The organism is Salibacterium salarium (assembly GCF_030813635.1).
Lineage (GTDB): Bacteria > Bacillota > Bacilli > Bacillales > Marinococcaceae > Salibacterium > Salibacterium salarium.
Genome location: NZ_JAUSUM010000002.1, coordinates 977,383 through 1,001,956 on the forward strand (window position 1 = coordinate 977,383; position 24,574 = coordinate 1,001,956).

Genomic DNA, 24,574 nt, shown 5'->3' on the forward strand with positions numbered 1-24,574 from the left:
AGATGCACAGCTTTTTAATATAAGTTATAATGTGAAAAGAATTTGTACGTTCTACGACAAAAAGGAGGTTACGTATGTTTACAGCACTTCATTTCGCCATTATTGCGCCTTTTATTGCTGCAATTTTTGTTCCTATTTTGTATAAATTATTTTCCCGCATACATACTGGATGGTTCGTGCTGACTGTCCCTACGATTTTGTTTCTTTATTTTCTACAATACTTACCTATAACGGCGAATAAAGAAACAGTAACAGCCGTATTTGATTGGATTCCTTCTCTTGGTATTCATTTTACTGCTTACATAGACGGCTTAGGGCTGTTGTTTGCCCTTTTAATTACTGGTATAGGCATCTTGGTTGTTCTTTATTCGATTTATTACTTATCGAAAGAAAGAGAATCGTTACATACTTTCTACACATTTTTATTAATGTTTATGGGTGCCATGCTCGGTGTTGTGCTATCAGATAATCTAATCGTTTTGTATATGTTTTGGGAAATTACCAGCTTGTCCTCGTTTTTACTGATTTCTTATTGGTACGAAAGAGAAAAATCGATTTATGGAGCTTTAAAATCGATGATCATTACCGTTATGGGTGGTTTTTCAATGTTAGTCGGCTTTGTGTTGTTATACACGATGACTGGCACATTTAGCATTCAAGAAACCATAGCTGCGTCTTCTGACATCGTGTCACACCATTTGTTTCTTCCAGCAATGTTAACAATTCTACTTGGAGCTCTTACTAAATCGGCGCAGTTCCCATTTCATATTTGGCTTCCTGATGCCATGGAAGCCCCGACTCCGGTAAGTGCTTACTTGCACTCGGCAACAATGGTAAAAGCCGGCATTTACTTAGTCGCACGATTAAGTCCTGTATTCGCCATCAGCGGTGAATGGTTTTGGTTAATTGCCGGCTTCGGTATTACAACATTATTCTGGGGATCCTTTTCCGCTGTACGTCAAACGGATTTAAAAGGGATTTTAGCCTTTTCAACTGTGAGCCAGCTAGGGATGATTTTATCTATGCTCGGCGTAGGGGCGGCGGCTCTCCACTTTGATAGTTTAGACTTAGAGAATAATGTGTTCGTTGGAGCGACAACAGCAGCTCTTTTCCATTTAATAAACCACGCCACGTTTAAAGGCAGCTTGTTTATGATGGTCGGAATTGTTGACCACGAAACAGGAACAAGAGATATTCGAAAATTAGGCGGCTTAATGACAATCATGCCTATCACCTTCACGATAGCAGTCATAGGAAGCTTTTCTATGGCCGGATTGCCGCCCTTCAATGGATTTTTAAGTAAAGAAATGTTTTTCACAGCTATGGTAGAAATTACAAAATTTCAATTATTTAACGTTGACACATATGGCGTAATGTTCCCTGCGATAGCTTGGGTTGCTAGTATTTTCACTTTCATCTATAGTATGGTGCTAGTATTTAAAACCTTTAATGGAAAATTCAAACCCGAAAAGTTGGATGTCAAACCACATGAAGCACCATTTGGCATGCTTTTATCTCCAATCATTTTGGTCAGTTTGGTTATCGTATTCGGCTTTTTCCCTAATATTTTGTCTTATACGGTTATCGAACCAGCGATGGCTTCCATACTTCCTTCACTGTTGCAAGAAGGAGAACAATTCTATGTAGACATTTATTTTTGGCACGATTGGACACCAGCATTGTACATGACTATAGGAGTTATTTCTGTTGGTCTCTTCCTTTATTTAGGAATGAAAAAATGGGTCGGAATTTACCGTTTATTCCCGGATAATGTTTCATTTAACACTTTATATGATCAAGCTATTGTAAAAGGAGAGCGTTTATCAGAAAAAATTATTAGTTCCCATATGACCGGGTTCATCAAAGACTATTTACTTTACATTTTCTCCTTTATTACTGCGGCCCTGGTTTTCACCCTGTTCCATAAGGGAGCTTTTGTTGTTGAAACCCAAGACTTGGCACCAATAAGTATATATGAAGTCATTCTTGCAGTAGTACTCATTGCTTCGGTGTTAACCGTTATGTTTACTAAGTCACGGCTCAAAGCAATTATCGGGCTTGGCGTCGTTGGTTATACGATTGCCCTGTTTTTCGTGATATTCCGGGCACCTGACCTTGCCTTAACTCAGTTAATTATTGAAACCGTGTCGGTTGCTTTGTTCTTGCTATGTTTTTATCATCTACCGCAAATTGCGAAATCACTAGAAACTATCCGTTTCCAATTAGGTAACTTTATTATTTCCTTAGCTGTAGGAACGACAATTACCTTAATTGGATTAACAGCAAATAGCAATCGTTTGTTTGAATCGATATCAGGATTCTTCATAGAGAACAGTTATAATGAAGCGGGCGGAAAAAACATGGTTAACGTCATTTTAGTTGATTTTCGTGGTTTTGATACAATGCTCGAAATTCTTGTATTAGGTATAGCGGCATTTGGTATCTTTACCATGATTAAACTTCGATTAGAAGGGAAGGAGCAGCTGTGAAATCCAACGATATTATTTTACAAACGATGACAAACGTAGTGTTGTTCATTGTTCTCATTTTTTCGATATTCATCTTTTTTAACGGGCATCATGAACCTGGCGGTGGTTTTATCGGTGGATTGATGACCAGCTCTGCATTGGTTCTGCTTTTACTTGCCTATGATTTAGAAACGGTTCAAAGAATACTCCCTATTGATTTTAAAATTGTTGCAGCTATAGGTTTACTAATAGCTATCGGAACTGGAATGGGTTCTTTCTTGTTTGGAGAGCCCTTTTTATCCCAAACTTATGATTATTACACTTTTTTTGTTTTAGGAGAGCTTGAACTTGCAACAGCTCTATTATTTGATATTGGTGTGTATTTAGTAGTGATTGGAGTCACCCTCACTATTATTCAGACAATAGGAGAGGATAAATAATGGAAATTATCATGTCTATCTTAGCTGGTGTTTTATTTATGGGTGGTACATACTTAGTTCTGTCTAAAAATATGATTCGAATTATTATAGGTACTTCCATTATCAGTCACGGAGCCCATGTTCTTTTATTAACAATGGCTGGATTAAAGACGGGGGCACCTCCGTTACTAGGGCTTGATGCTTCAACCTATACAGATCCGCTTCCTCAAGCATTGATTCTAACTGCCATTGTCATTAGCTTCGGGGTGACATCGTTTTTTCTCGTACTCGGTTATCGAACCTATAAAGTAACCGGAACGGACAACACCGAAAGAATGAGAGGAACTGATTCGTATGACTAATTTAATGATTTGGCCTATTTTAATACCGCTTTTAACCGGGGTTGTCCTTCTCTTAGCTCCAAAACGAGTATTATTTCAACGTGTACTAAGCTCGATTGCAGGAGTGGCGTTGATTGTACTGAATATATTTATTCTATTATCTATTCATCAAGATGGAATCCTGACGTTGGAGCTTGGAGGGTGGAATCCTCCATTTGGGATTGTACTTGTCGGAGATATGCTTGCCGCTTTATTAATAACAGCAACATCTATTGTCAGTTTGCCTATTCTACTTTTTTCAATTTATACGATTGGAAAAGAACGTGAACAATTTTATTTTTATGCGTTTTATCAATTTCTTATTACAGGGGTTATAGGGGCATTTTTGACTGGCGACTTGTTCAACTTATTCGTATTTTTTGAGGTTATGCTTATTTCCTCCTATATCTTAATTGTTCATGGAGGTACAAAAAAACAATTAAGAGAATCGTTTAAGTATGTTCTCGTCAACGTTATATCTTCTGCTTTTTTCGTTGTCGGCGTTGCTTATTTGTACGCCGTAACTGGTACATTAAATATAGCTCACTTATCCGAAAGAATTAACAGTTTAGACTCGCCAGCTCCCATTCTTACAGTTATCGCAGTCTTGTTTTTAATTGTTTTTGGACTAAAAGGTGCTTTGTTTCCATTATATTTTTGGCTGCCAGCCTCCTATACCGCACCACCATTTGCAATCGCTGCTATTTTCGGGGCCTTGCTCACAAAGGTTGGAATTTACTCCATTTTTAGAACCTATTCCATGATATTCACCCACGATATCGGCTTTACTCATCAATTGCTAAGCATTTTAGCAGCTCTAACGATGGTAATAGGAATTATTGGAGCGATTGCCCATCAAGATGTCAAGAAGATTCTTGTCTATAACGTCATTGTCGCCGTCGGTTTCGTCTTATTCGGGGTTTCAACGATGACAGAGGCAGGATTTATCGGTGCTATTTATTATGTTCTTCATGACATGGTCATTAAAGGTGCGTTGTTTTTACTCATTGGTGCTATGGTAATTGTAGCTGGCACAAGCCATTTGAAAGAAATGGGCGGTTTAATCAAACACCATCCTCGAATGGGCTGGATGTTTTTCACGGCTACTATGGCCCTTGTAGGTGTTCCTCCTCTCAGCGGTTTTGTTGGTAAATTAATGTTGATTCAAGGTGGAATAGAAGCTGGACAATATGGAATTATTGCCGTCATGATGGTAACCAGCCTGTTGATTTTATACTCGATGATTCGTATATTCTTAAAAGGCTTTTATGGACAGATTAAGCTTTTAAAAGCAGATCAATATGGATCTTCCAAAGGTTTATTGTTACCGTGCGCTTTTCTCATAACTGTATCAGCGCTTATGGGGCTTGGAGCAGAATCACTATACCCATTTGTTGAATCCGCGGCAAAAACGTTACTAAACCCTGAAATTTATATTGACGCCGTGTTAAAGGAGTAATAAACATGTCTTTTCAATTATTAATTAATCTTTTGATGGCACTCATTTGGATGTTTATGAACGATGCCTGGACCTTTGGTTCCTTCATCAGTGGTTTTGCGATAGGCCTTGTTATAGTCTATTTTCTGCGAGCTTTCTTTCCGCAGCGTTTTTACTTTCTAGGGATTATTGCCATCGTCAAACTGTTATTCATTTTTCTTAGAGAATTAATGCTTTCAACGTTTGAAGTGGTTGGACAAATTTTGCGTCCTAAACTCAACATTACACCTGGCATTTTTGCAATGGATATTGAGTTAAAAAAGAATTGGGAAATTACCGCATTATCTTGTTTAATAACACTCACCCCTGGAACTCTTGTAATCGACGTGTCGCCGGATAATAAGACTCTCTACATTCACGCCATGGATTTACCTGACGTGGAGAAAGCGAAAAAGGACATAAAAGGCTCATTTGAAAAAGCTATTCAGGAGGTGAGCCGGACGTGATAAATATATTACTGAATACTTCAGCCGTTATCATTTCCATTTCTATCTTTGTTGGATTGTACCGAGTGGTCAAAGGCCCTTCTATGCCGGACCGCGTTATCGCCTTGGATATGATAGGTATTAATTTAATCAGCCTGGTTGCGGTAGTATCTCTTATATTAGAAACAACTGCCTTTCTTGAGGTAGTACTTCTTCTTGGAATCCTAGCTTTTATAGGGACAGTCGCTTTTGCCAAATTTATAGAAAAGGGTGTTGTCATTGAACGCAAACGAGATTAGCAGTTGGATCATTGGAATTGTCGTTTTAATAGGCGCCCTTTTGAGTTTGATAAGTGCGTTAGGCCTCGTTCGACTGCCCGATATTTACACGAGATCCCACGCTGCCACAAAAGCCGCAACGTTAGGTGTTATGTCTGTTCTTCTAGGTACTTTCTTATTCTTTGCTCTCATAGAAGGCTTGGTGAGTGCACGTATCTTACTGGGCATCGTATTTGTCTTTATTACAGCACCTGTAGGTGGACATTTAGTAGCCAGAGCCGCTTATCATTCAGGCGTTTCTTTATCAAAAGGCAGTAATCATGATCAATTAAAGAAGAAAATAAGGAACAAAAATTCTTCATAAACCTTTATATTCCGCGCTTTTTTGGATGAAAATGTAAAAACGGCCGCTTATATGCTGTATTTTTGTATGAATTCCTTGTGAACACTTGACATATCAAGGATTGATGAGTAAATTTGTATTGTACAGGCTCTATATTATTGGAATGAAAGGGAGTATTTTTTATGAACAAGACAGATTTGATTAATGCTGTCGCTGAGCAAGCAGACATCTCCAAGAAAGATGCTTCAAAAGCAGTAGACGCTGTATTCGACAGCATTACAGAAACATTGAAAAAAGGTGACAAAATTCAACTTGTTGGCTTTGGAAGCTTTGAGGTACGTGAACGTGCAGCACGTAAAGGACGTAATCCTCAAACTGGTGATGAAATCAAAATTCCAGCAACTAAAAATCCTGCATTTCGTCCAGGAAAACAGCTTAAAGACGCTGTTAACTAAGAACGCCGCATTGTAGTTCAAAGAGTCTGACATATTTTTTGTGAAAATGAATACACAGTAACATGGATTATAAGTAATAGGAAAAAAGAAGCTTTTCCCTTTTTGTGGAGAAGCTTCTTTTTTATTATTCACATAGTGTGCTTGACTCCTTTTTGTACCAACAACCAATTAGCTGGATAACTTGTAAAAAAACCTAGCATCATCGCAATCTGCATCATAAACCAAAATACTGAGGTAGTTGGTTCAGGAGGTTGTGTGAAAATTACATAATGTACGATAGCCATCCAACCGAACATTCCTATTTCAAAAGCAATAAGAGCCAGTGTATCAGCTTTGATTGCATCTTTAATAGCTTTTCTTGGTTCACTTTTCTTACTAAAACCCATCCCAAAATATTGAAATGCGATACCAAAAATATAAGCAAGTATAAACTCAACCATATAATTCGCAAATAACGTACTTCCTGCAATCGTTAATCCTGTTAACGCTACAATGGGAACACCTATCATATCACCGAGCGAGCAACCGCTGCTACAGTGAGTAGTAGAAACAAAAACGCTTTGCCAAAAAGGTTTCTTTTCATGATGATGCATGTGATGGCCATTGTGTTTTACCCGATGACGGGTATGACTTTTTCCCAATTTTAAGTATGTTAGTAATCCCAATACAGGAAAATATAAACCAGTCAGCGGCCAGACAATATTCATAATAGGCATCGTTTTTTGTGGGTTTTTGATTACGTCAATAGTAATATAAACAGCTTGCATTATCCCAATTAAGATAGAAATCCATGCTATAGATTCTAACAAATTCATATCGATAACTCCTTTTTTATAATTTTTTAAAGATCCATAGCATGTTTTATCCCTTTGCTAATGAAATAAAACTTCATACATATTTTAGATTGTTTGCTTCAATATATAGCAATTTTGCTATGTTTGTTCCCCTGATAAGTAGTCATGAGTACATATTGTTTTCTTTCATGCAAACAATATTGAAAATGATATTAGGAGGAACATGTCATGACCAACGTGAATCTTGAGGAACTCAATAAACAAATTGAAACCTTAAGAAAAACCCTTAACAGTCTTGCAAATGAAAAGTCGCTTACAGATTCAGAAATAGTTGAAACTAGTAAAATGCTCGACGCATTATTGAATCAATATGAACAATTGCTTCGTAGAAAAATGGATTCCAATAAATAGTGTTTTATATAGTGCACAATTTAAAACATTTAACAACTTTTATCGTCAAAATGGATGAGGAACAACTTTTGTTGAACATAAAAAGGAGCTTTTGCCTTAGTAACAGGAAAAGCTCCTTTGATTTTATGCAATAGCCGCTTATTTCGATGGTTTTCTAAAATTAGAACTTGCTGTCTGGTCGACTTGAGCGAACTTTTGTTGTTTATAAAATTCTTGAAACAGTTTAAGCAGGGCTCGCTTCTCTATTCTTGACACATAACTTCGAGAAATCCCTAGTTCTTTTGCGATTTCTCGTTGTGTTTTTTCTTTTTCTTTTTCTAAACCAAAACGATAAACAATGACCTCTTTTTCTCTTTCATCCAAGATGTTCATATAAGCCTGCACTTGTTTTTTCTCCATATTTAGTTGAATCAGGTCCGCTACATCAGGTCCCTCTTCCTCTAAAACATCAATAAGAGAAATTTCATTTCCTTCCTTGTCACTTCCGATTGGATCATGCAGAGAAATATCTTTTTTGACTTTTTTTAAAGCTCTAAGGTGCATAAGTATTTCATTTTCTACACATCTTGCAGCGTAGGTAGCAAGCTTTGTGCCTTTTTCCGGAGAATAGCTTTCAATTCCTTTTATTAAACCGATGGTACCAATAGAAATTAGATCTTCCGTATCTTCTCTTGTGTTTTCAAATTTTTTAACAATGTGTGCCACTAATCTTAAATTATGTTCAATTAACATATTTCTTGAGTACTCGTCGCCTTGCTTCATTTTTTCAAGGTATTTCTTTTCTTCTTCCTTGCTTAAAGGTTGGGGAAAGGCGTTGTTTTTGACATAAGAGACAAACAAAGCCAGCTCTTTAAACAGATACATCATAGCAACAAAAACGCTGGACAACGTTACCGCCCTCCTTCTTTAATCACTTATCTTCATTATATGCAGAGGGAGCTTTAAGTTGTTTGTCCTGTCTACCTTTTTCTAAATAAAATCGCCTTGTTTTCTTTAACCGTCCTACGGGAATATACAAATATAACACAAACACACATTCAGGAGTGAAAGCTATGATGAATATTACATTAACACAGCCCGCTGTGAAATGGTTTCAAAAAGAAATGAATACCAAACCAGGAGATTATATACGATTTTACGCACGTTACGGTGGGATATCTCCTATTCATCCCGGTTTTTCCATAGGTATTACCAAATCCGAACAACCCTATGAAATAGCCGTGCAAACGCAAGAAAACGGCGTAACATTTTTCATTGAGGAAACGGATAAATGGTATTTTGACGGATATGACCTTCACGTGAAATTCAGTCGTAAAGACGATCAAATAAAATATGAATATCGTTAATAATGGATAGGTAAGTGAAAGTAGCAACACAAATTAAAAAATGCTGACTGGATATGAGCCAGTCAGCTTCAAGTGGAGAGAGAGATGCCAACAAGGAAATGTAACGTCGGCAAAAGGAAAAGGAGTTTCCTTACATCTTAGTTTAGGATACATATGCCGTTCTTTCATTACTTTTGTCAGATAATATACCTTCCTTCTTATTTAAAGAATAGTTAATCATTTGAGTTTTTCTCCATTTTTTACTATACTAACTTCACACTAAGTATTTTATACGAATACACCATCTGCCTCTGCATATCCTGTTCTTATAGCATTTTTTATCACATAGAAAAATTCATTTATTTATTCATAAGGGGGAATTATTTTTGAGTTATAATAAACGTCCGATTACCTCAAATGATTTAAAAAAGATAAACGTTGTCAGCGAACCTCAGATTTCTAGAGATGGAGAAAAATATGCTTTCGTTCAAAAGAAAATTGGAGATGATTTAAACTATTATTCCCATCTATTCATCCATTATCATACCGATGATATTCCTATCCAATGGACATTTGGGAAAGTGAAGGATCATTCTCCACGTTGGTCACAAGATGGCACAGAACTTGCTTTTGTATCCAACCGTTCGGGAATAGACCAAATTTGGGTGATGTCAGCAGCAGGAGGAGAACCTCGTCAATTGACCTCCATCAAAAATGGAGCCACTAATCCTATCTGGTCTCCAAACGGAAAATATCTGCTATTCTCTACTTCTTTACGAGCTGATGAATCTATGACTTTAGTCGATGAAAATCATACAGAAGATAGTGACCCACAAAAAGAACCGGTTGTAGTGAACAAGCTTAGGTACAAATCCGACGATAAAGGATTTCGAAAAGGGAAACGATCCCACCTTGCTTTACTACATTTAAAAACAAATGAAATCAATATACTGACTGATGGTGATTTTGATCATCATTCTGCCGATTGGTCTCCAGACAGCCGACACATTGTTTTCAGTGCGAATCGTGATGCTGACGAGGACGTTTCTAATACACTAGATTTATTCATCATTGATATTGAAACAGAAGACATCATTAAACTTACCGATTCTTCTGGTGTGTTTTCTCATGCCAATTGGTCCTATGACGGTAAAAAAATTGCTTGCATCGGACATGAACTTGAATATAAAGGAGCCACACTTAATCAAGTTTGGGTTATTGATCCATTATCCAAGCAACGTACATGTATGACATTAAAGTGGGACGTACAAATTGGAGATGCTGCTATTAGTGACATTCGTTCCGGACATCCCAATCCAGGGCCTGTTTGGTCTCATGACCACAAACATCTGTTTTTTATGGCAAGTGATCATGGCATCACTGGAATTTACCAAATGGACATGGATGGCGAGATTTCTGCGGTCCATGAAGAAGATAATCACGTATTTGGATTTTCCTATCATTCCCAGCTTGATTTATTCGTTATGGGTATTAGTGATCCCTCCAATCCAGGTGACTTTTATAAATTAAACAGAAATGAAAAAGGAAAAGTGAGACTGACAGATGTCAATGTCGAGTTTCTAAAAGAAGTTCACATGTCTATCCCTGAGCCGATCACAACAAAAGCCAATGACGGTTGGGAAATTCATGGTTGGCTGATGCGTCCAGCGAATTATGAGGAAGGACAGCGCTACCCTCTTGTCCTGGAAATACACGGGGGTCCACACGCGATGTATGCTAATACCTTCTTCCATGAACTGCAAGTGTTAGCTGCACAAGGTTATGCTATTTTGTATACAAATCCTAGAGGAAGTCACGGGTACGGACAGACCTTTGTAAACGCATGCCGTGAAGATTATGGTGGAAAAGATTACAGCGATTTAATGAATGCTGTCGACCATGTCATAAACACCTACGACTTTATTGATGAAAAACGTCTCGGCGTTACCGGGGGGAGTTACGGCGGTTTTATGACCAATTGGATAATTGGACATTCTAATCGGTTTAAAGCAGCAATTACCCAACGTTCTATTTCAAATTGGACAAGTTTTTATGGAGTAAGTGATATTGGATTTTTCTTTACCAATTGGGAGTTAGGAGCTCGTATGTTCGATGATCCTGAAAAACTATGGCATCATTCACCGTTGAAGTACGTAAAAAATATAAATACTCCTTTACTCATCATGCATGGTGAGAAAGACTATCGTTGTCCGATTGAACAAGGCGAACAACTTTTCACTGCGCTGAAACATTTAGACAAAACAGTTACTTTTTTAAGATTTCCAGACGCAAACCACGAATTGAGCCGCAGTGGCCCGCCTTCTCTTCGAATCGAGCGGTTAAATCATATGACTCAGTGGTTTAAAGAATACTTATAAAAGGTTTCATTCAACATTAAAATCCAGAAGAATAGTCTTCTGGATTTCTTTTATGGATTTAGATGAGTTTCAAGCAATTCTCTGCTATTATTGAGAATATAGACGAAAATGTTGAAGGTGGCATGTATTTGTGAATGGACGTATAAAAGAGATTGTAAAGCAATTCGAAAATAGAAAACAAGGCATTATCAATGAAAACGCTATGAGGCATTATGCTATATTTCTTCCATTACTAGAATTAGAAAACGATATCCACCTTCTGTTTGAAGTACGGGCTAAACATATGAAACGTCAGCCTGGTGAAGTCTGCTTTCCAGGTGGCATGGTGGACTCATCAGATTCAACACCAGCTGATGCAGCGGTAAGAGAGTTATGTGAGGAAATAGGGATTCAAAAAAATCATGCGACTATCATAGGAAGCCTGGATAAAATAATATCGCCGTTTAAACAGATTATTTTTCCGTATGTAGGGTATATTGAGGAAAACGCAGCTTATTCCCCTAATGAGGCGGAAGTAGAAGAATTGTTCACCGTTCCTTTATCATACTTTCTAGATAACGAACCAATTCAACATAATATTCATTTAAAAATGGAAGCACCCGACTCTTTTCCTTATGACAGAATTCCTAATGGGAAGAACTATAAGTGGAATACTATCACTTTGCCTGAGCACTTCTATTATTATGAAGATTACGTTATTTGGGGATTGACAGCCCAAATAACGAAACACTTCATAGAAGAAGCAATCAAGTAATTTTCCCGCATTGTATTATTGTTCTGCCTTTTTGCGTTCTTTTTCTGCGAAGAAATGAAACGTTAATGAAAATAAGGCCAAGCCCCCGATAATTAAAAACGAAGTCGTTTCCTTATCCGTCGGGATACTATTATCAGGAAGAAAAGCTCCAATTAGCAGAAAACAAGCGAGTGTTATTAATATCCTGCTGAATGTGTGTAAATCTTTCGCGTTTTTTTCTTTTGTGGTTGTCTCCTGATGCATTCCCCTTCTCCTCTCTTTTCACTTGTTTCGTTTGCTTCATCGTATCATAGATTAACAAGTTGAAATGGAGGGGATTATTGGTAATTTATTTGTTTTTCTGATGATGATCAATCATTGACAGCACTAGATTTGCCGAATTCACCGATGCCGTTTCCAAAAATTGATCATATGATTGTTTTGCATCTTTGCCTGCTATATCACTTAGCGCTCGTATTACAACGAATGGAATGTCAAAACGGTAACAAACTTGAGCTATAGCCCCTGCTTCCATCTCTGAGCATTGAGGATTGATAAATGTTTTCTTTAAATAATCCACCTCGGACTCTCCACTCATAAACGAATCTCCCGATAATATTAGACCCGCTTCAATCGAAATATTCTCTTGATCCGCACACATCTTAGTTTGTTCCACAAGCTGCTTATCAGCGCTATACATTGCAGGCATTTGTGGCACTTGTCCATATTCATATCCAAACACGGTTGCATCGACATCATTGTACCTTACTTCTGACGATACTACTAAATCTCCCACTTCTAATTCAGGATTAAAACCACCAGCAGAACCCGTATTTATGACGATTTCAGGTTGGTATTTTTGTAATACAAGCGTTGTCGCTATAGCTGCATTCACTTTTCCTATGCCTGATTTTATAAGGACAACCTCTTCATTATGAATGGAACCATAATGAAAATAAGTTCCACCTGCCTTATCATCTTCCCTATTCTCTAATTTTGATTTTAATAGTTCAACTTCTTCATCCATTGCACCAATTACTGCTATTGTCATTATCATTTTCCTTTCTCACTTTGCCTAATATGTACAAAACTGTTGCCGTTTAAATAGGCGGCAACAGTTGTTTTTATATCGGAATCTTTTATTGTCGATAAGGGTTAGAATCCAATCTTTCGACTTCTAAAGGTTTCCATCCCTCATTTTCAACAAATTGCATCGTCACTTGTAAAGGCTGATCCGCGTTACTAAGTGTACTTACCGTGCCAATTACCTTATCAACGTCGCCTCCATTTTCAATTTGCCACACTTTCATTTCTTCTTCACTTAAGTCCGTTGCATATCGCAAAGCTGCTTCCATCTCTTCCCAATTTTGACTGTCTTCATCAAAATCATGGCTGAAAGATCCGGATTGTTCTGTTCCAATCGGCTCCCATTCTCCATCTTCTGCTTCTGTTTCTGGTACAGAGAGCTGGTCGTCCTCATTGTCCTCTTCTCTATCTGAGGAGTTAATCTCATTTTGTTGATCTTGTTCTTCTGTATTTTCATCAGAGGTGTTTTCTGGAGAATTATCCGTATCTACGGTTTCAGACTGATTATCTGTTTCTTGATTATCTTTTGGTGCCGTTTGATCTGTGGAGTCTTCCGTGTCTATCTCTTCTTCTTCACTATCTGGTGTGCTTTCATCATTTTGTTCCTCGTCTGAAGCTTCTTCGCTGCCCGGTAGAAATAATTGCAAAGCAAAGAACAGTATTAATGCCCCCACCACTAAAATGGATCCATTCAAAATACGGTTCATGCGTTTCCGTCTTCTCATTTCATAACGATTGTCTTCTCCAAATCCTCGATTGTTGTTTTCACTCATTATTCTCACCTGCCATTTTGTCTCTCATAATATGATAGTGATAGCACATAGGATTACTAATATCATATAAGATTTTGTCCATTTAATCGAGAGCAAATTGGAATTTTTTCAGCATTTTACACAAAGACATAGATTTGTGAAATATAATTGTTATGGCAAGAAAGCAGTGTCCTTAATAGAACACTGCTTTCTTCATATAACTTTATTACTTCACTTCGATTATTTTCACATTAAATTCTCCGCCTGGAGTTTGAACTGTTACAGAATCTCCTACTTTTCGCCCTAATAAACTTTGAGCCATAGGAGAATCGTTGGATATTTTCCCTTCGAGTGGATCCGATTCAGCACTTCCAACGATAGTATAGATTTCTTCATCTCCATCAGGTATTTCTTTAAACTTCACAGATTTACCTAAAGCTACCTCGGAGTTATTAGAAGAATCTTCTTCTATAATAACGGCATTCTTTATCATTTGTTCTAGTTGATTTATCCGTCCTTCTACAAATGCCTGTTCATCCTTAGCTGCATCATATTCAGAGTTCTCGGAAAGATCCCCAAAACTTCTTGCTATTTTAATACGTTCCACAACTTCTTGACGTTTTTCCGTTTTAAGATATTCAAATTCTTCTTCTAGTTTACGTTTACCTTCTTCTGTCATGTAATGCTGTTTTTCTTCTGCCATTTTACCGTCACTCCTCTTTCCATTCAGTCAATCCTATTAATTTTGGACAAACAAAAAAAGCGTATCCTTCTTACAATAAATACTGATTGCACAGGCAGTATTTTTTCTGACTTACTTTCTGCCATTATCATACGCACTGAACGCGCAAATTACAATCAGTTTTCTTTTAAAAGTAACAAAAATGCTGATACAAAGAAGCTTTTACTCTTCTGTTTATTTTTTTATACTAACCGCAAGTCCGTCTCCTACCGTCAAAAAACGTGTTTTAAACGAAGGATGTTTAGAAAGCCAGTCGTTATAATAACGAATCTTTTGAACCATTGAGCGAATCCTTTTTGGAGCTTCTTCTGGAACTGCTGTCCATCCTTTAAAAAACACATTGTCTGATATAATCAAACCGTTTGGTTTCACATACGGATGGTATCGTTCAAAAAAATCTATATACTTACCTTTTGCTGCATCTATAAACAATACATCATACAGTTGCGATGTATCAAGTACAGGAGGTTCAGCTAATGCATCTGTATGAAGAAACGTGGTTTGTGTAGAAACGTTGCTTTTTTCTCTAAAATAGAGTGCTTTTTCGTAGCTTTTTTGGTCCTTTTCCAACGATACTACGTGTACTCCTTGAAGGGCAGAAGCCATTCTTAACGCTGAATATCCAATAGCTGTTCCAATTTCTAATATTTTTTTACTTTGATGCACATCAAGAATTTGAAGCATAATATTTATGGATTCATTTTCAATAATTGGAACTTTTTGCTGTTGGGCATACTCCTCCATTTCTTTAAATAAGGCGTTGCTATCATTGCACAACGATTCTGCATATTGGCGCATGTTCTGCTGTTCATCCATACATCGTTTCTCCTACACTTATAGATTAACAAAAGGCGGCTTCTCTCTTGTTCCTATGAAATGAGAAGCCGTTATCTTTTAAAATATAACAAATGTTACTTATTCGTCCTCCGCTTCTATCCACTCACTGCGATATTTTTCTTGAACTTCCCGGTGCTCTTCGTACGTTTCATTGTATATAACTTCACCACTTCTTCTTGCATAAAAATACAAGTTGTCGCTTTCTTCTGGATTCAATACTGCTTCCACAGCAGGAGTGCCGGGACTTGCTATCGGACCAGGTGGAAACCCTTCAAAACGATACGTATTGTAAGGAGATTCACTCTCTAAATCCTCGTTCGTTGTCATATAATTATGTTCTCCAACTGCATACGATACCGTTGGATCAACTTCTAAACGCATTCCTTCATCCAACCTGTTATACAAGACACCAGCAATGCGAGGACGATCTTCCTGTTCTCGAGCTTCTCTTTCCACAATAGAAGCTAAAGTTAACAGTTCATGAGGGGAATAATCATTCTCCTCTACTTGTTCCGAAAATTTTACCATATTTTCTTGCGTACGTTCAATCATACGTTCAATAATAGTGCTGATTTTTACGTCTTCTTCTAAAAATTCGTATTTTGCAGGAAATAAGTATCCTTCCAATGGATATCTTATGTCCTCATCAAGTATATCTTCGGTTAAAATGTTATGCCGATCAATTAATTCTGCTAAATATTCCTCGTCTTCGAGTTTTGCGCTAATGTCACTTAAATCATGAGTCGTTTCTTCGGAAATGACAGAAATAATATCTTCATACCAAGTACCCTCTGGTATAATAAACGATACGGAATATTCCTGCTCTACAATGCCTTCTTTTAACTCTTGAATAATCTCATCTATGTCCATGGATGGAGACAGTTCATATTCTCCCGCTTGGAAACCACTTTCATTCTTATAGCGGACATAATATTGAAAAATAGTTCCATTCTTAATTACTTCTTCTTCTTCGAGTATTTCTCCAATTGCTGCTGCATTGGAGCCAATAGGTATTTCAATATTTTTCGTTTCGTCACTCTCTTCATCGACGGGGTCAAGTGCAGAAGATATGTATACGTAGCTGCCTATTCCAACCGCTGCTATGACAACAATAAGGATTGCCAAAGTAATAAAAACGATTCGCCGTACAACTTTAGCTTGATTTTCCTTTTCCTTAAAAGGGCCTTTATTTGAGTCATTTTCCATAAAATCCAACTCCCTCCTATCGACTCTATTATACAGCATACGTCAATATTCGAAGGTAGTATAGAAAAAACTGTCTTATAGAAAGGATATTCTATAAGACAGTTTTCATATTTTTAAGAAAGCACATGTAGCTACTTTTCACAGATATGAGGCAGCTTTTATGTTATATGTGAGTGTAGGGGATTCGAAAATCTTTTAGGATTTACTCTTCTTCTCCAGAGCTGAACGTTTCCACCATTTCCTCTACCATATTCCATTCTTCATCCGTCTCAATCGGAAATAAAGACAACTCTGAGTCTTCTTCTCCTTCTTCTTCTTCATATCGAAAAGCAAAGACCTCTACTTCTTCATCTTCACTTTCTTGTTCACCTGCTGCGGTCAACACCATATAAGAATAGCCGGTATCGTCTACATCAAACGTGAAAAGCATATCAAATAAATGTTCATTGCCATCTTCATCCGGAATTACAATACGTTCTTTTTCTTCTTCTGCCATTTTAAAAACCTCCGTTACATTGAACTAGATTGTTCTTGGTCAAGATACCCTTGCAAAATCATAACCGCAGCCATTTTATCTACGACTTTTTTTCTTTTTTTTCTACTCATATCCGCCTCGATTAACGTTCGTTCAGCAGCTTGTGTCGTTAAACGTTCATCATACATCGACACAGGCACGTTAAATTCTTCCTTTAATTTATCAGCAAACATTTGGCATTGCTCACCACGTGGACCTATCGTACCATTCATATTTTTAGGAAGTCCAACCACAATTTCAGATGCCTCATTCTCTTTCATTAATTCAGAAATACGATGAAAGGACTCGATTGGGTCATCCCCTTTAATGTGAATGGTTTCCACCCCTTGTGCCGTCCATCGTAATTGATCAGAGACCGCAACGCCAATTCTCTTCATTCCTACATCCAAACCTAGTACCCTCATTCATTCTCCTTCCCATGCTCATACAAGTAGGACCTTACCAATTCTTCTATTAGTTCATCCCGTTCAATTTTACGGATGAGGGTCCGGGCATCTTTAAATCTGGGAATGTATGCGGGATCACCAGACAACAAATAGCCGACAATTTGATTTATGGGATTATAACCTTTTTCTTCTAACGCTCGATATACCGTAAATAATACTTCACTCGCATCTACATCTATGGAGTCATCTTGAACATTGAATTTCATTGTGTTGTCATTTGAATCCACTCCATACACCTCCTCATTCTTACTGCAATCAGCTATAGGAAAAACGGGAGACCGCTCTAGGCTGTTCACATCTTGCCCTTATTGTACACCAAATATTCTCATTTAGGAAATGGAATTCACTATATTTTCCACTGCAGCTAAAGCCTCGCCCAACTTTTCAGGTTTTTTTCCTCCTGCTTGAGCCATATCAGGACGACCTCCACCGCCGCCGCCACAAATAGATGCCGTTTCCTTAACAATAGATCCTGCTTTATATCCTTTTTCGATTAAGTCCTCTGTAACTCCTGCCGCGATATTCACTTTGTCGTTATTTTTCATACCTAATACGACAATTCCAGAACCTAGCTTTTGTTTAAGTTCATCTAGTGTGTTTCTTAAACCATCCATATCCGGGGCTGCAACTTCTTTTGCAATAACTTGCACCCCATTTACTGTTTTAACTTCATTTATCAGGTTGCCTGCTTCTATGTTACCAAGTTTAGAAGTAAGGGAGTCATTTTCTTTTTGCAGTTCACGTATTTGTTGTTGAAGCGATTCCACTCGTTGAGGTACATCTTTAAAAGATTTAGCTTTTAGCTGTTCTCCTGCTTGCTTTAACATGGAGAGTTGCTCGTTAATATAATCATATGCCTTTTTACCCGTTACTGCCTCAATCCGGCGTATACCAGCACCAACTCCCGCTTCTGATACAATTTTGAAAATCCCTATCTCTGCGGTATTGTTCACGTGACATCCCCCACAGAGTTCGATGCTATAATCATCTACCTGTACTACACGCACGTCTTCACCATATTTTTCACCAAACAATGCCATAGCTCCCATCGACTTAGCTTCTTCTAGTTTCATTTCTTCGATGGCGACGGGAATGGCGCCTGATATTTTCTCATTAACTGTGTTTTCAATCGTATCTAGTTCTTCTTGCGTCACTTGGCCGAAATGAGAAAAGTCAAACCGTAAATAATTCTCAGATACAAGGGACCCCGATTGATTAACATGATCCCCAAGTACATCTTTTAACGCTTGGTGTAAAAGGTGGGTTGCTGTATGGTTTTTAACAATACTCACACGATCCCTTTCTTCTACAACCGCTTCTACTTTCCCACCTGCACGAAATGAACCTTGAACCATTTCTATAGTGTGTAAATTTTGGCCGTTTGGAGCTTTTTGTACATCAATGACCTTTGCCTGCGCCTGATTATTGAAAATCGTACCTTTATCAGGAACTTGACCGCCGCTTTCAGCATAAAAAGGAGTTTGATCTAAAATAAGTTTCGCTGTCATCCCTTCCGATACAGTATCAACCAGTTCTTTTTCTTGAACGATAAGCTGGATAACAGATTCTGATTGCAGCACGTCATAGCCTACAAACTTGCTTTCAACATTGGCCTCAGATAGTACAACATCTTGTGTTTGCATCGAACCGCTATCTTTTCTAGCAGCTCTTGCCCGATCACGTTGAGCCTGCATTTCTTTTTCAAACTCTTCTTCATTAATGGCAAATCCTTGTTCGATTACATATTCTTCAGTTAAATCTGCAGGAAAACCGTACGTATCATATAACCGAAAAACATCTTTCCCTGATATGACACTATTCCCCTCTTCTTTTTCCTTTTTCATAATGTCAGCCAAAATGGCAAGACCTTCACTAAGTCTTTCATGAAAACGTTCTTCTTCATTTTTGATTACTTTTTGAACAAAAGCTTCTTTGCCTTTCACTTCTGGATAATGATCGGCCATTATTTCACCAACCACAGGCACGAGCTCATACATAAACGCGCGTTCCACACCTATCATTTTTGCATAACGAACAGCTCTTCTTAACAACCTGCGAAGAACATAGCCTCTTCCTTCGTTAGAAGGTAGTGCTCCATCTGCAATGGCGAAGCTAACCGTACGAATATGATCAGCTATTACTTTTAATGAGGTATCTGTTTTGTTAGAAGAATTGTACGAAACAGATGCTATTCTCTCTGTTTCTCTGATGATTGGCATAAATAGGTCTGTGTCGTAGTTTGTGTTTGCCTCTTGGATGACTGATACAATACGTTCAAGTCCCATCCCCGTATCAATGTTCTTTTTAGGAAGTGGTGTGTACGTATCATCAGGATTGTGGTTAAATTGGGAAAACACTAGATTCCAGATTTCCAAATAGCGTTCATTTTCACCACCTGGGTACATTTCAGGATCTTTTGCATCATCACCATATGCCGGTCCTCGATCGTAAAAAATTTCTGTATTTGGACCACTAGGCCCTTCCCCTATGTCCCAGAAGTTTTCTTCAAGTCGAATAATCCTTTCTTCCGGAACACCTATGTCATTTTTCCAGTAATCATAAGCTTCAGTATCTTCTGGATGAACCGTGACAGACAAACGTTCTTTTTCAAATCCGATCCATTTCTCGGAGGTTAAAAATTCCCATGCAAACTCGATTGCCTCTCTTTTAAAATAATCCCCGATCGAAAAGTTACCGAGCATTTCAAAAAATGTGTGGTGTCTCGCTGTTTTACCAACGTTCTCAATATCGTTTGTACGAATTGATTTTTGTGCATTCACAATTCGGGGATTATCTGGTATAACACGACCGTCAAAATATTTTTTTAACGTGGCTACTCCGCTGTTAATCCAAAGCAACGTTGGGTCTTCTTGCGGTACAAGCGAAGCACTTGGTTCTATTTCATGTCCTTTTTCTTTGAAAAAATCTAAAAACATTTTTCGCACTTCAGCAGATGTATGATGTTTCATTCTCTGATTCCTCCCTCTTTTAAATAACAAAAAAATCCCGCCCCTGGATGCAGGGACGAGATTAGCTCGCGTTACCACCCTGTTTACAGATTATAACATCTGTCAACTTGAAAGCTTTAACGCAGCTATACGGCAAACTTTTATTTTGCACTCCGGGTTAGCTTTTCAACTAATCTTCTCCGCCATTTTATTTCAGCCAAGTAAAATGGTCTCTGTTCAAAGGGCTTTAGTCTACTTTTCCCATCCTCACATTTTCTTTTACAGTTATTCTCTACTATTTATATAAGAAAAAAATCTATCTGTCAAATGACTTATCATCTTTCTCAGCATTTTGATAAGATTGGAACGTATGAAATACATTATTCACCACTACAAACACCGGCACAGCTATTAATAAACCTATAACCCCGGCAACTTCAAACCCTAACAAAAGAGCAAAGACAATCATTAATGGATGCAGATGTACATTTCTTCCTACAATATAAGGGGACAATAAGTTACCCTCCACTTGTTGAATGAAAAAGATAACTATTGTTGTGATAATTAATGTTTTTGTCGAAACGGACCCTGCAACTACAACTGCAGGAAGAGCTCCAAGTATTGGACCAAAATAGGGAATAATATCAGTAACTCCTATAATTAACCCCAGTATGATAGGGTTAGGAATGTTAAGTAGAAACAAACATATTACTGCCAGCAGTCCAACTGTACCAGCAACGATAAACTGTCCGCGTATATAACTCCCTAGCGCTTCATCTATTGCTTTCGCTAAAAGATGGCCTTCCTCTCTCCATTTGGAGGGTGTAAAACGCTTCACCACTTTTTCCAATGCTTTAAAATCTTTTAATAAGTAAAATACTAAAAAAGGCAACAGTATGATAAGAACAGCTATATCAAAGGCGCCTCTCCATTTACTCATCCAATCATTCAACATACTCGTCAGTTTGTCTTCCGCTTGTTCAAACACGCCTTCAATATTATCGTGAACGATTGGAGGAAAACGATCAACTTGATGGTGAAAATCTGATAAAAGACGGTATAATTGATCAAAATACAACGGTATATGACTGATTAGCCGTTCTATTTGAACGTATACAATTGGACTGAAATACCAGCACAACCAAACACCTCCGCCAAAAAAAACAACATACACGAGTAGAATGGACATAGAACGAGGAATTTTTTGGTTTTGAAAAAAGTCAATGACGGGATGGAGTAAGTAGGCAATAAGACCAGCAATAATAAAAGGAATAAGAACTTTAGCCGCCACATGGAAGATTTGTGACCAAAGCGGATGGAGTAAGTAAAGTAAATATAAGATTAGTAAAGAAACAGCAACAAAAACAACTCTGCGCAACCAGATCGATTCTTGTTTTTTTTCCATTAGATACCCCACCTCCTCCATGAATAGGATGAGATATCTCGCTCATATTTATGAATTTTATTTTTACGTATTATTTTATACCTAACGACAAAAAGCATCTTTGGTTACTTTGTTCCAAAGATGCAACGGATACGTCACTTTTTTCAGCCTTCAAGATACCACTGTTTTCCAAACAGGTCATCTAAACAACACAATGTGCCATCTTCCTCAACTTGATACAGAGTAAATTCTCCATCTTCTATCGTCCATTCAACGAAACATTCCCAACAATAAAAATGCTCTACACCAATTTTTCCGGTCGTTTTTGATTTGCAGTAAGGACAATTCATATACCTATCTTCCTTTATTTAAAAAGATAGTATTCAGCCTGTCCTTTCTCCTGATAAAATATACGTCAAATTATAAAATTATTCTTCCATCGAAGCACCGTCCTGATCCAACAGTTTTTCTTTCAACATCGTATACCGTTCTTCTTTATTTTTATTATCAACTGCAAACTGAAGAGCCTGTTGTTCTCCACTTAAAATTAAATAATCTCTTGCTCTCGTAACCGCCGTATAAAGCAGGTTCCTTTTTAACATTCGTCTATAAGACATAAGGATTGGTACAACCACAATCGGGAACTCACTTCCTTGTGATTTGTGGATAGATGAACAATAAGCGAGCATAATCTGACTTAAATCTTGTCTGGTATAAGTAACTTCTTTTCCTTCAAAAGATAACACGATTTGCATTTGTTTATCTTCTGTTTCTTTTGATTCAAAAATAGCTTCCACAACGCCTCTATCCCCGTTATACACCTGCTCTTCTGGATTATTAACGAGTTGGAGAATAACGTCTCCTTTTGAATAGACGGACTCACCGAAGGTTACTTTTCTTTTTTTGTTTTCATGTGGATTAAATAATTGCTGTAGTCTTTTATTTAATTCATGTACACCGGCAGGTCCCTTATACATAGGAGCAAGTACTTGAATATCCAGTGGCGTGTAACCTTTATTCATAGCTCCTGCACATACTTGCTCTATTAAATCAGCGGTTTGCAGTTTACCACATGGGAAAAAACGCCGATCCGAATAGGGGGTATACAAATCTTCAGGTAAAGACCCTTGCTTAATAGAATGAGCTAGCTGAATGATCGATGAACCTTCTGCTTGCCTATAAACAACCGAAAGAGCAACAACTGGAAGAATGTTTGTTTGAATTAAATCACCTAGAACTTCTCCAGGTCCTACAGAAGGTAACTGATCTTCATCGCCCACTAAAATAACCTGCATTCCTTCTGGTACCGAGCGAAACAGTTGATTCGCAAGCCACATATCAACCATCGACACTTCATCTACAATTAAGAGTTTGCCTTCAAGTGGCTCTTCTTCACCCTTTTCAAAAACTTCATTGCCTTCTTCTCCACTAAACCCAAGCAACTTGTGAATTGTTGATGCATCCAATCCGGTTGATTCTTTCACTCGCTTTGCCGCCCTTCCAGTCGGCGCGGCTAGTAAAATCGGGAAGGGCTCTCCTTTTTTATACGAAGATCGATCGAGGGAAAAATCATGCAACTTTGAAAACATTTCAACAATCGCACGTATAACTGTTGTCTTACCTGTCCCTGGTCCTCCGGTCAATACCATTAAAGAAGAATGCAGCGCTTTTCTAATGGCATCTTTTTGTTGTTCTGCGTATTCAATTCCTAGTTTCTCTTCGGTTTCTCCTAACGCTTGTAAAAACTCTGATTCAGAAAATTCAATGTCGTCTTGGTCTATTTCTGTCATTTTTTTCACTCTTGAAACAAACCCTTTTTCGGCAAAATAGAGGGATGCCATATAAATACGATTTTCATCTTGAATCAGCTTGTCCTCTTCCATTAAATAAAGAAGAGATTGTTCCAGTAAACCGTTTGAAACTTGAAAACTTCCATCGTTTAATAATTGTTTTGCTTCATCCATCAGTACAGATTCCGGCAAATACACGTGACCGTCCTGCATTGTTTTTTCGTATAATGTGTATAACATGCCTGCTTTAATTCGTTCTGGATTATCGCGATTAATACCAACACTTCTTCCTAATTTGTCAGCTTTATAAAACCCGATGCCTTCCACATCCCATACAAGCTGATAAGGAGATTCTTGAATAATCTCAAATGTTTTTTCCCGATAAACATGATATATCTTTACAGCAAGATCCATCCCAAAACCATATTGGGTAAGTGTAGTCATTGCTTTTTCCATTCCTTGGTTTTCAAGCATAGCCTCATATATTTGCTTTCGGTTTTTCTCACTCAGCCCTTTTATTTGTTTTAACTTTTCCTGATCATCCAAAATGATAGAGATAACATCTTTGCCGAATAACTCTACCATTTTGGTGGCTGTTTTCTCACCAATACCAGGGAAACGCTCACTTGATAGGTATAAAATAAGGGCATCTTTTTCTGTAGGTATCTCTTTTTTGTACATCTGGACATGATATTGTTTTCCAAAACGTGGGTGTTCTTTAAATTGTCCTTCAAACCGGTAACGTTCATCTGTCTCAATCATTGGAAAGTGGCCGACAACAGTTACTTTGCTGTCGGAACATTCAGGATAAGCATCTTTTACCTTCACGCTTAATACAGTATATCCGTTGTCTTCATTTCTGAAAATAATATGTACCACCGTTCCGCTTAGAAACGATTCAGAAATAGCATCCTCTGTGTGTGAAACACTTGTCATCATTT

General features: G+C 37.7%; 27 protein-coding genes and 1 other annotated feature. Of the genes, 12 read left to right on the top strand and 15 right to left on the bottom strand.

All coding sequences use genetic code 11. The features are described from left to right. Positions 1-74: 74 nt before the first annotated feature. From J2S78_RS10935 to hbs, 8 genes are all read left to right on the top strand, one after another. Positions 75-2,489 (top strand): Na+/H+ antiporter subunit A, encoded by a 2,415-nt coding sequence (locus tag J2S78_RS10935; RefSeq protein WP_306898518.1) that lies wholly within the window; start codon positions 75-77, stop codon positions 2,487-2,489. Continuing rightward, positions 2,486-2,908 (top strand): Na(+)/H(+) antiporter subunit B, encoded by a 423-nt coding sequence (locus J2S78_RS10940; protein ID WP_306898519.1) that lies wholly within the window; start codon positions 2,486-2,488, stop codon positions 2,906-2,908. Before J2S78_RS10935 ends, J2S78_RS10940 begins: the two co-directional genes overlap by 4 nt. Then, positions 2,908-3,249: a Na(+)/H(+) antiporter subunit C gene (locus tag J2S78_RS10945; protein ID WP_306898520.1), complete on the top strand. Its 342-nt coding sequence runs from the start codon at positions 2,908-2,910 to the stop codon at positions 3,247-3,249. Before J2S78_RS10940 ends, J2S78_RS10945 begins: the two co-directional genes overlap by 1 nt. Then, on the top strand, positions 3,242-4,726 hold the full coding sequence (locus J2S78_RS10950) for a Na+/H+ antiporter subunit D (RefSeq protein ID WP_306898522.1): 1,485 nt from the start codon (positions 3,242-3,244) through the stop codon (positions 4,724-4,726). The genes J2S78_RS10945 and J2S78_RS10950 overlap by 8 nt, the downstream gene beginning before the upstream one ends. 5 nt (positions 4,727-4,731) lie before the next feature. Further along, positions 4,732-5,211, top strand: coding sequence for a Na+/H+ antiporter subunit E (locus tag J2S78_RS10955; RefSeq protein ID WP_306898523.1), 480 nt, complete (start codon positions 4,732-4,734; stop codon positions 5,209-5,211). Beyond that, positions 5,208-5,489: a Na(+)/H(+) antiporter subunit F1 gene (locus tag J2S78_RS10960; RefSeq protein WP_125554676.1), complete on the top strand. Its 282-nt coding sequence runs from the start codon at positions 5,208-5,210 to the stop codon at positions 5,487-5,489. The genes J2S78_RS10955 and J2S78_RS10960 overlap by 4 nt, the downstream gene beginning before the upstream one ends. After that, positions 5,470-5,832, top strand: coding sequence for a monovalent cation/H(+) antiporter subunit G (gene mnhG / locus J2S78_RS10965; RefSeq protein ID WP_125554675.1), 363 nt, complete (start codon positions 5,470-5,472; stop codon positions 5,830-5,832). The genes J2S78_RS10960 and mnhG overlap by 20 nt, the downstream gene beginning before the upstream one ends. 161 nt (positions 5,833-5,993) lie before the next feature. Then, positions 5,994-6,266 (top strand): non-specific DNA-binding protein Hbs, encoded by a 273-nt coding sequence (gene hbs, locus J2S78_RS10970; protein ID WP_125554674.1) that lies wholly within the window; start codon positions 5,994-5,996, stop codon positions 6,264-6,266. A 128-nt stretch (positions 6,267-6,394) separates the two neighbouring features. Here hbs and J2S78_RS10975 read toward each other — a convergent pair whose 3' ends face one another. Beyond that, positions 6,395-7,081 (bottom strand): DUF4396 domain-containing protein, encoded by a 687-nt coding sequence (locus J2S78_RS10975; RefSeq protein WP_306898530.1) that lies wholly within the window; start codon positions 7,079-7,081, stop codon positions 6,395-6,397. 207 nt (positions 7,082-7,288) lie between these two features. Here J2S78_RS10975 and J2S78_RS10980 point away from each other — a divergent pair, with 207 nt between their 5' ends. Further along, positions 7,289-7,471, top strand: a complete 183-nt coding sequence (locus J2S78_RS10980) for an aspartyl-phosphate phosphatase Spo0E family protein (RefSeq protein ID WP_306898531.1) — start codon at positions 7,289-7,291, stop codon at positions 7,469-7,471. Between the two features lie 138 nt (positions 7,472-7,609). Here the strand turns inward: J2S78_RS10980 and sigK are convergent, their stop codons facing one another. After that, on the bottom strand, positions 7,610-8,359 hold the full coding sequence (gene sigK, locus J2S78_RS10985; protein ID WP_306898532.1) for an RNA polymerase sporulation sigma factor SigK: 750 nt from the start codon (positions 8,357-8,359) through the stop codon (positions 7,610-7,612). Between the two features lie 164 nt (positions 8,360-8,523). Between sigK and J2S78_RS10990 the strand changes: the two genes are divergently transcribed. The 3 genes from J2S78_RS10990 (at position 8,524) to J2S78_RS11000 (ending at position 11,928) form a co-directional block, all read left to right on the top strand. Beyond that, positions 8,524-8,817 (top strand): HesB/YadR/YfhF family protein, encoded by a 294-nt coding sequence (locus J2S78_RS10990; protein ID WP_306898533.1) that lies wholly within the window; start codon positions 8,524-8,526, stop codon positions 8,815-8,817. A gap of 365 nt (positions 8,818-9,182) precedes the next feature. Next, on the top strand, positions 9,183-11,174 hold the full coding sequence (locus J2S78_RS10995; protein ID WP_306898535.1) for a S9 family peptidase: 1,992 nt from the start codon (positions 9,183-9,185) through the stop codon (positions 11,172-11,174). Between the two features lie 130 nt (positions 11,175-11,304). Then, positions 11,305-11,928: an NUDIX hydrolase gene (locus J2S78_RS11000; RefSeq protein ID WP_306898536.1), complete on the top strand. Its 624-nt coding sequence runs from the start codon at positions 11,305-11,307 to the stop codon at positions 11,926-11,928. A gap of 15 nt (positions 11,929-11,943) precedes the next feature. Here J2S78_RS11000 and J2S78_RS11005 read toward each other — a convergent pair whose 3' ends face one another. From J2S78_RS11005 to recD2, 13 genes are all read right to left on the bottom strand, one after another. Next, positions 11,944-12,171 (bottom strand): YrhC family protein, encoded by a 228-nt coding sequence (locus J2S78_RS11005; protein ID WP_306898538.1) that lies wholly within the window; start codon positions 12,169-12,171, stop codon positions 11,944-11,946. Positions 12,172-12,256: 85 nt separating this feature from the next. Further along, entirely contained in the window at positions 12,257-12,958 is a 702-nt protein-coding gene (gene mtnN / locus J2S78_RS11010) for a 5'-methylthioadenosine/S-adenosylhomocysteine nucleosidase (RefSeq protein WP_306898539.1), read from the bottom strand. Between the two features lie 88 nt (positions 12,959-13,046). Continuing rightward, a complete protein-coding gene (locus J2S78_RS11015; RefSeq protein WP_306898540.1) occupies positions 13,047-13,766 on the bottom strand; it encodes a YrrS family protein in 720 nt (239 codons plus the stop codon). Between the two features lie 205 nt (positions 13,767-13,971). Then, complete coding sequence (greA, locus tag J2S78_RS11020; protein WP_306898542.1) at positions 13,972-14,448, bottom strand: transcription elongation factor GreA; 477 nt, start codon at positions 14,446-14,448, stop codon at positions 13,972-13,974. A gap of 213 nt (positions 14,449-14,661) precedes the next feature. Next, positions 14,662-15,303 (bottom strand): O-methyltransferase, encoded by a 642-nt coding sequence (locus tag J2S78_RS11025; RefSeq protein WP_306898544.1) that lies wholly within the window; start codon positions 15,301-15,303, stop codon positions 14,662-14,664. 99 nt (positions 15,304-15,402) lie between these two features. Continuing rightward, positions 15,403-16,530: an endolytic transglycosylase MltG gene (mltG, locus tag J2S78_RS11030; protein WP_306898545.1), complete on the bottom strand. Its 1,128-nt coding sequence runs from the start codon at positions 16,528-16,530 to the stop codon at positions 15,403-15,405. Between the two features lie 202 nt (positions 16,531-16,732). Next, positions 16,733-17,026, bottom strand: coding sequence for a DUF1292 domain-containing protein (locus tag J2S78_RS11035; protein WP_125554662.1), 294 nt, complete (start codon positions 17,024-17,026; stop codon positions 16,733-16,735). 14 nt (positions 17,027-17,040) lie between these two features. Continuing rightward, complete coding sequence (gene ruvX, locus J2S78_RS11040; RefSeq protein ID WP_125554661.1) at positions 17,041-17,469, bottom strand: Holliday junction resolvase RuvX; 429 nt, start codon at positions 17,467-17,469, stop codon at positions 17,041-17,043. Then, the gene (locus tag J2S78_RS11045) at positions 17,466-17,738 is read right to left on the bottom strand and encodes an IreB family regulatory phosphoprotein (RefSeq protein WP_125554660.1); all 273 of its coding nucleotides are present in this window, start codon (positions 17,736-17,738) and stop codon (positions 17,466-17,468) included. The genes ruvX and J2S78_RS11045 overlap by 4 nt, the downstream gene beginning before the upstream one ends. A gap of 102 nt (positions 17,739-17,840) precedes the next feature. Then, entirely contained in the window at positions 17,841-20,480 is a 2,640-nt protein-coding gene (alaS, locus tag J2S78_RS11050) for an alanine--tRNA ligase (RefSeq protein WP_306898550.1), read from the bottom strand. A 48-nt stretch (positions 20,481-20,528) separates the two neighbouring features. After that, positions 20,529-20,736 (bottom strand) — a binding site (T-box leader). 39 nt (positions 20,737-20,775) lie between these two features. Then, positions 20,776-21,864 (bottom strand): AI-2E family transporter, encoded by a 1,089-nt coding sequence (locus J2S78_RS11055; protein ID WP_306898552.1) that lies wholly within the window; start codon positions 21,862-21,864, stop codon positions 20,776-20,778. A 143-nt stretch (positions 21,865-22,007) separates the two neighbouring features. Beyond that, positions 22,008-22,193 (bottom strand): YrzR-like zinc ribbon domain, encoded by a 186-nt coding sequence (locus J2S78_RS11060; RefSeq protein ID WP_125554657.1) that lies wholly within the window; start codon positions 22,191-22,193, stop codon positions 22,008-22,010. Positions 22,194-22,271: 78 nt separating this feature from the next. Then, on the bottom strand, positions 22,272-24,572 hold the full coding sequence (recD2, locus tag J2S78_RS11065) for an SF1B family DNA helicase RecD2 (RefSeq protein ID WP_306898554.1): 2,301 nt from the start codon (positions 24,570-24,572) through the stop codon (positions 22,272-22,274). Between the last annotated feature and the right edge of the window lie 2 nt (positions 24,573-24,574).

Excerpts from the sequence above, each read along its gene's own strand:
- recD2 (WP_306898554.1), bottom strand. The coding sequence starts at position 24,572 with ATGATGACAAGTGTTTCACACACAGAGGATGCTATTTCTGAATCGTTT.
- ruvX (WP_125554661.1), bottom strand. The coding sequence starts at position 17,469 with ATGAGGGTACTAGGTTTGGATGTAGGAATGAAGAGAATTGGCGTTGCG.
- hbs (WP_125554674.1), top strand. The coding sequence starts at position 5,994 with ATGAACAAGACAGATTTGATTAATGCTGTCGCTGAGCAAGCAGACATC.
- J2S78_RS10955 (WP_306898523.1), top strand. The coding sequence starts at position 4,732 with ATGTCTTTTCAATTATTAATTAATCTTTTGATGGCACTCATTTGGATG.
- greA (WP_306898542.1), bottom strand. The coding sequence starts at position 14,448 with ATGGCAGAAGAAAAACAGCATTACATGACAGAAGAAGGTAAACGTAAA.
- J2S78_RS10975 (WP_306898530.1), bottom strand. The coding sequence starts at position 7,081 with ATGAATTTGTTAGAATCTATAGCATGGATTTCTATCTTAATTGGGATA.
- J2S78_RS11035 (WP_125554662.1), bottom strand. The coding sequence starts at position 17,026 with ATGGCAGAAGAAGAAAAAGAACGTATTGTAATTCCGGATGAAGATGGC.
- J2S78_RS11025 (WP_306898544.1), bottom strand. The coding sequence starts at position 15,303 with ATGGATGAACAGCAGAACATGCGCCAATATGCAGAATCGTTGTGCAAT.
- J2S78_RS10980 (WP_306898531.1), top strand. The coding sequence starts at position 7,289 with ATGACCAACGTGAATCTTGAGGAACTCAATAAACAAATTGAAACCTTA.
- mltG (WP_306898545.1), bottom strand. The coding sequence starts at position 16,530 with ATGGAAAATGACTCAAATAAAGGCCCTTTTAAGGAAAAGGAAAATCAA.
- J2S78_RS10935 (WP_306898518.1), top strand. The coding sequence starts at position 75 with ATGTTTACAGCACTTCATTTCGCCATTATTGCGCCTTTTATTGCTGCA.
- J2S78_RS11060 (WP_125554657.1), bottom strand. The coding sequence starts at position 22,193 with ATGAATTGTCCTTACTGCAAATCAAAAACGACCGGAAAAATTGGTGTA.
- mtnN (WP_306898539.1), bottom strand. The coding sequence starts at position 12,958 with ATGACAATAGCAGTAATTGGTGCAATGGATGAAGAAGTTGAACTATTA.
- J2S78_RS11015 (WP_306898540.1), bottom strand. The coding sequence starts at position 13,766 with ATGAGTGAAAACAACAATCGAGGATTTGGAGAAGACAATCGTTATGAA.
- J2S78_RS11005 (WP_306898538.1), bottom strand. The coding sequence starts at position 12,171 with ATGCATCAGGAGACAACCACAAAAGAAAAAAACGCGAAAGATTTACAC.
- J2S78_RS10990 (WP_306898533.1), top strand. The coding sequence starts at position 8,524 with ATGATGAATATTACATTAACACAGCCCGCTGTGAAATGGTTTCAAAAA.
- J2S78_RS10945 (WP_306898520.1), top strand. The coding sequence starts at position 2,908 with ATGGAAATTATCATGTCTATCTTAGCTGGTGTTTTATTTATGGGTGGT.
- alaS (WP_306898550.1), bottom strand. The coding sequence starts at position 20,480 with ATGAAACATCATACATCTGCTGAAGTGCGAAAAATGTTTTTAGATTTT.
- J2S78_RS10950 (WP_306898522.1), top strand. The coding sequence starts at position 3,242 with ATGACTAATTTAATGATTTGGCCTATTTTAATACCGCTTTTAACCGGG.
- J2S78_RS11055 (WP_306898552.1), bottom strand. The coding sequence starts at position 21,864 with ATGGAAAAAAAACAAGAATCGATCTGGTTGCGCAGAGTTGTTTTTGTT.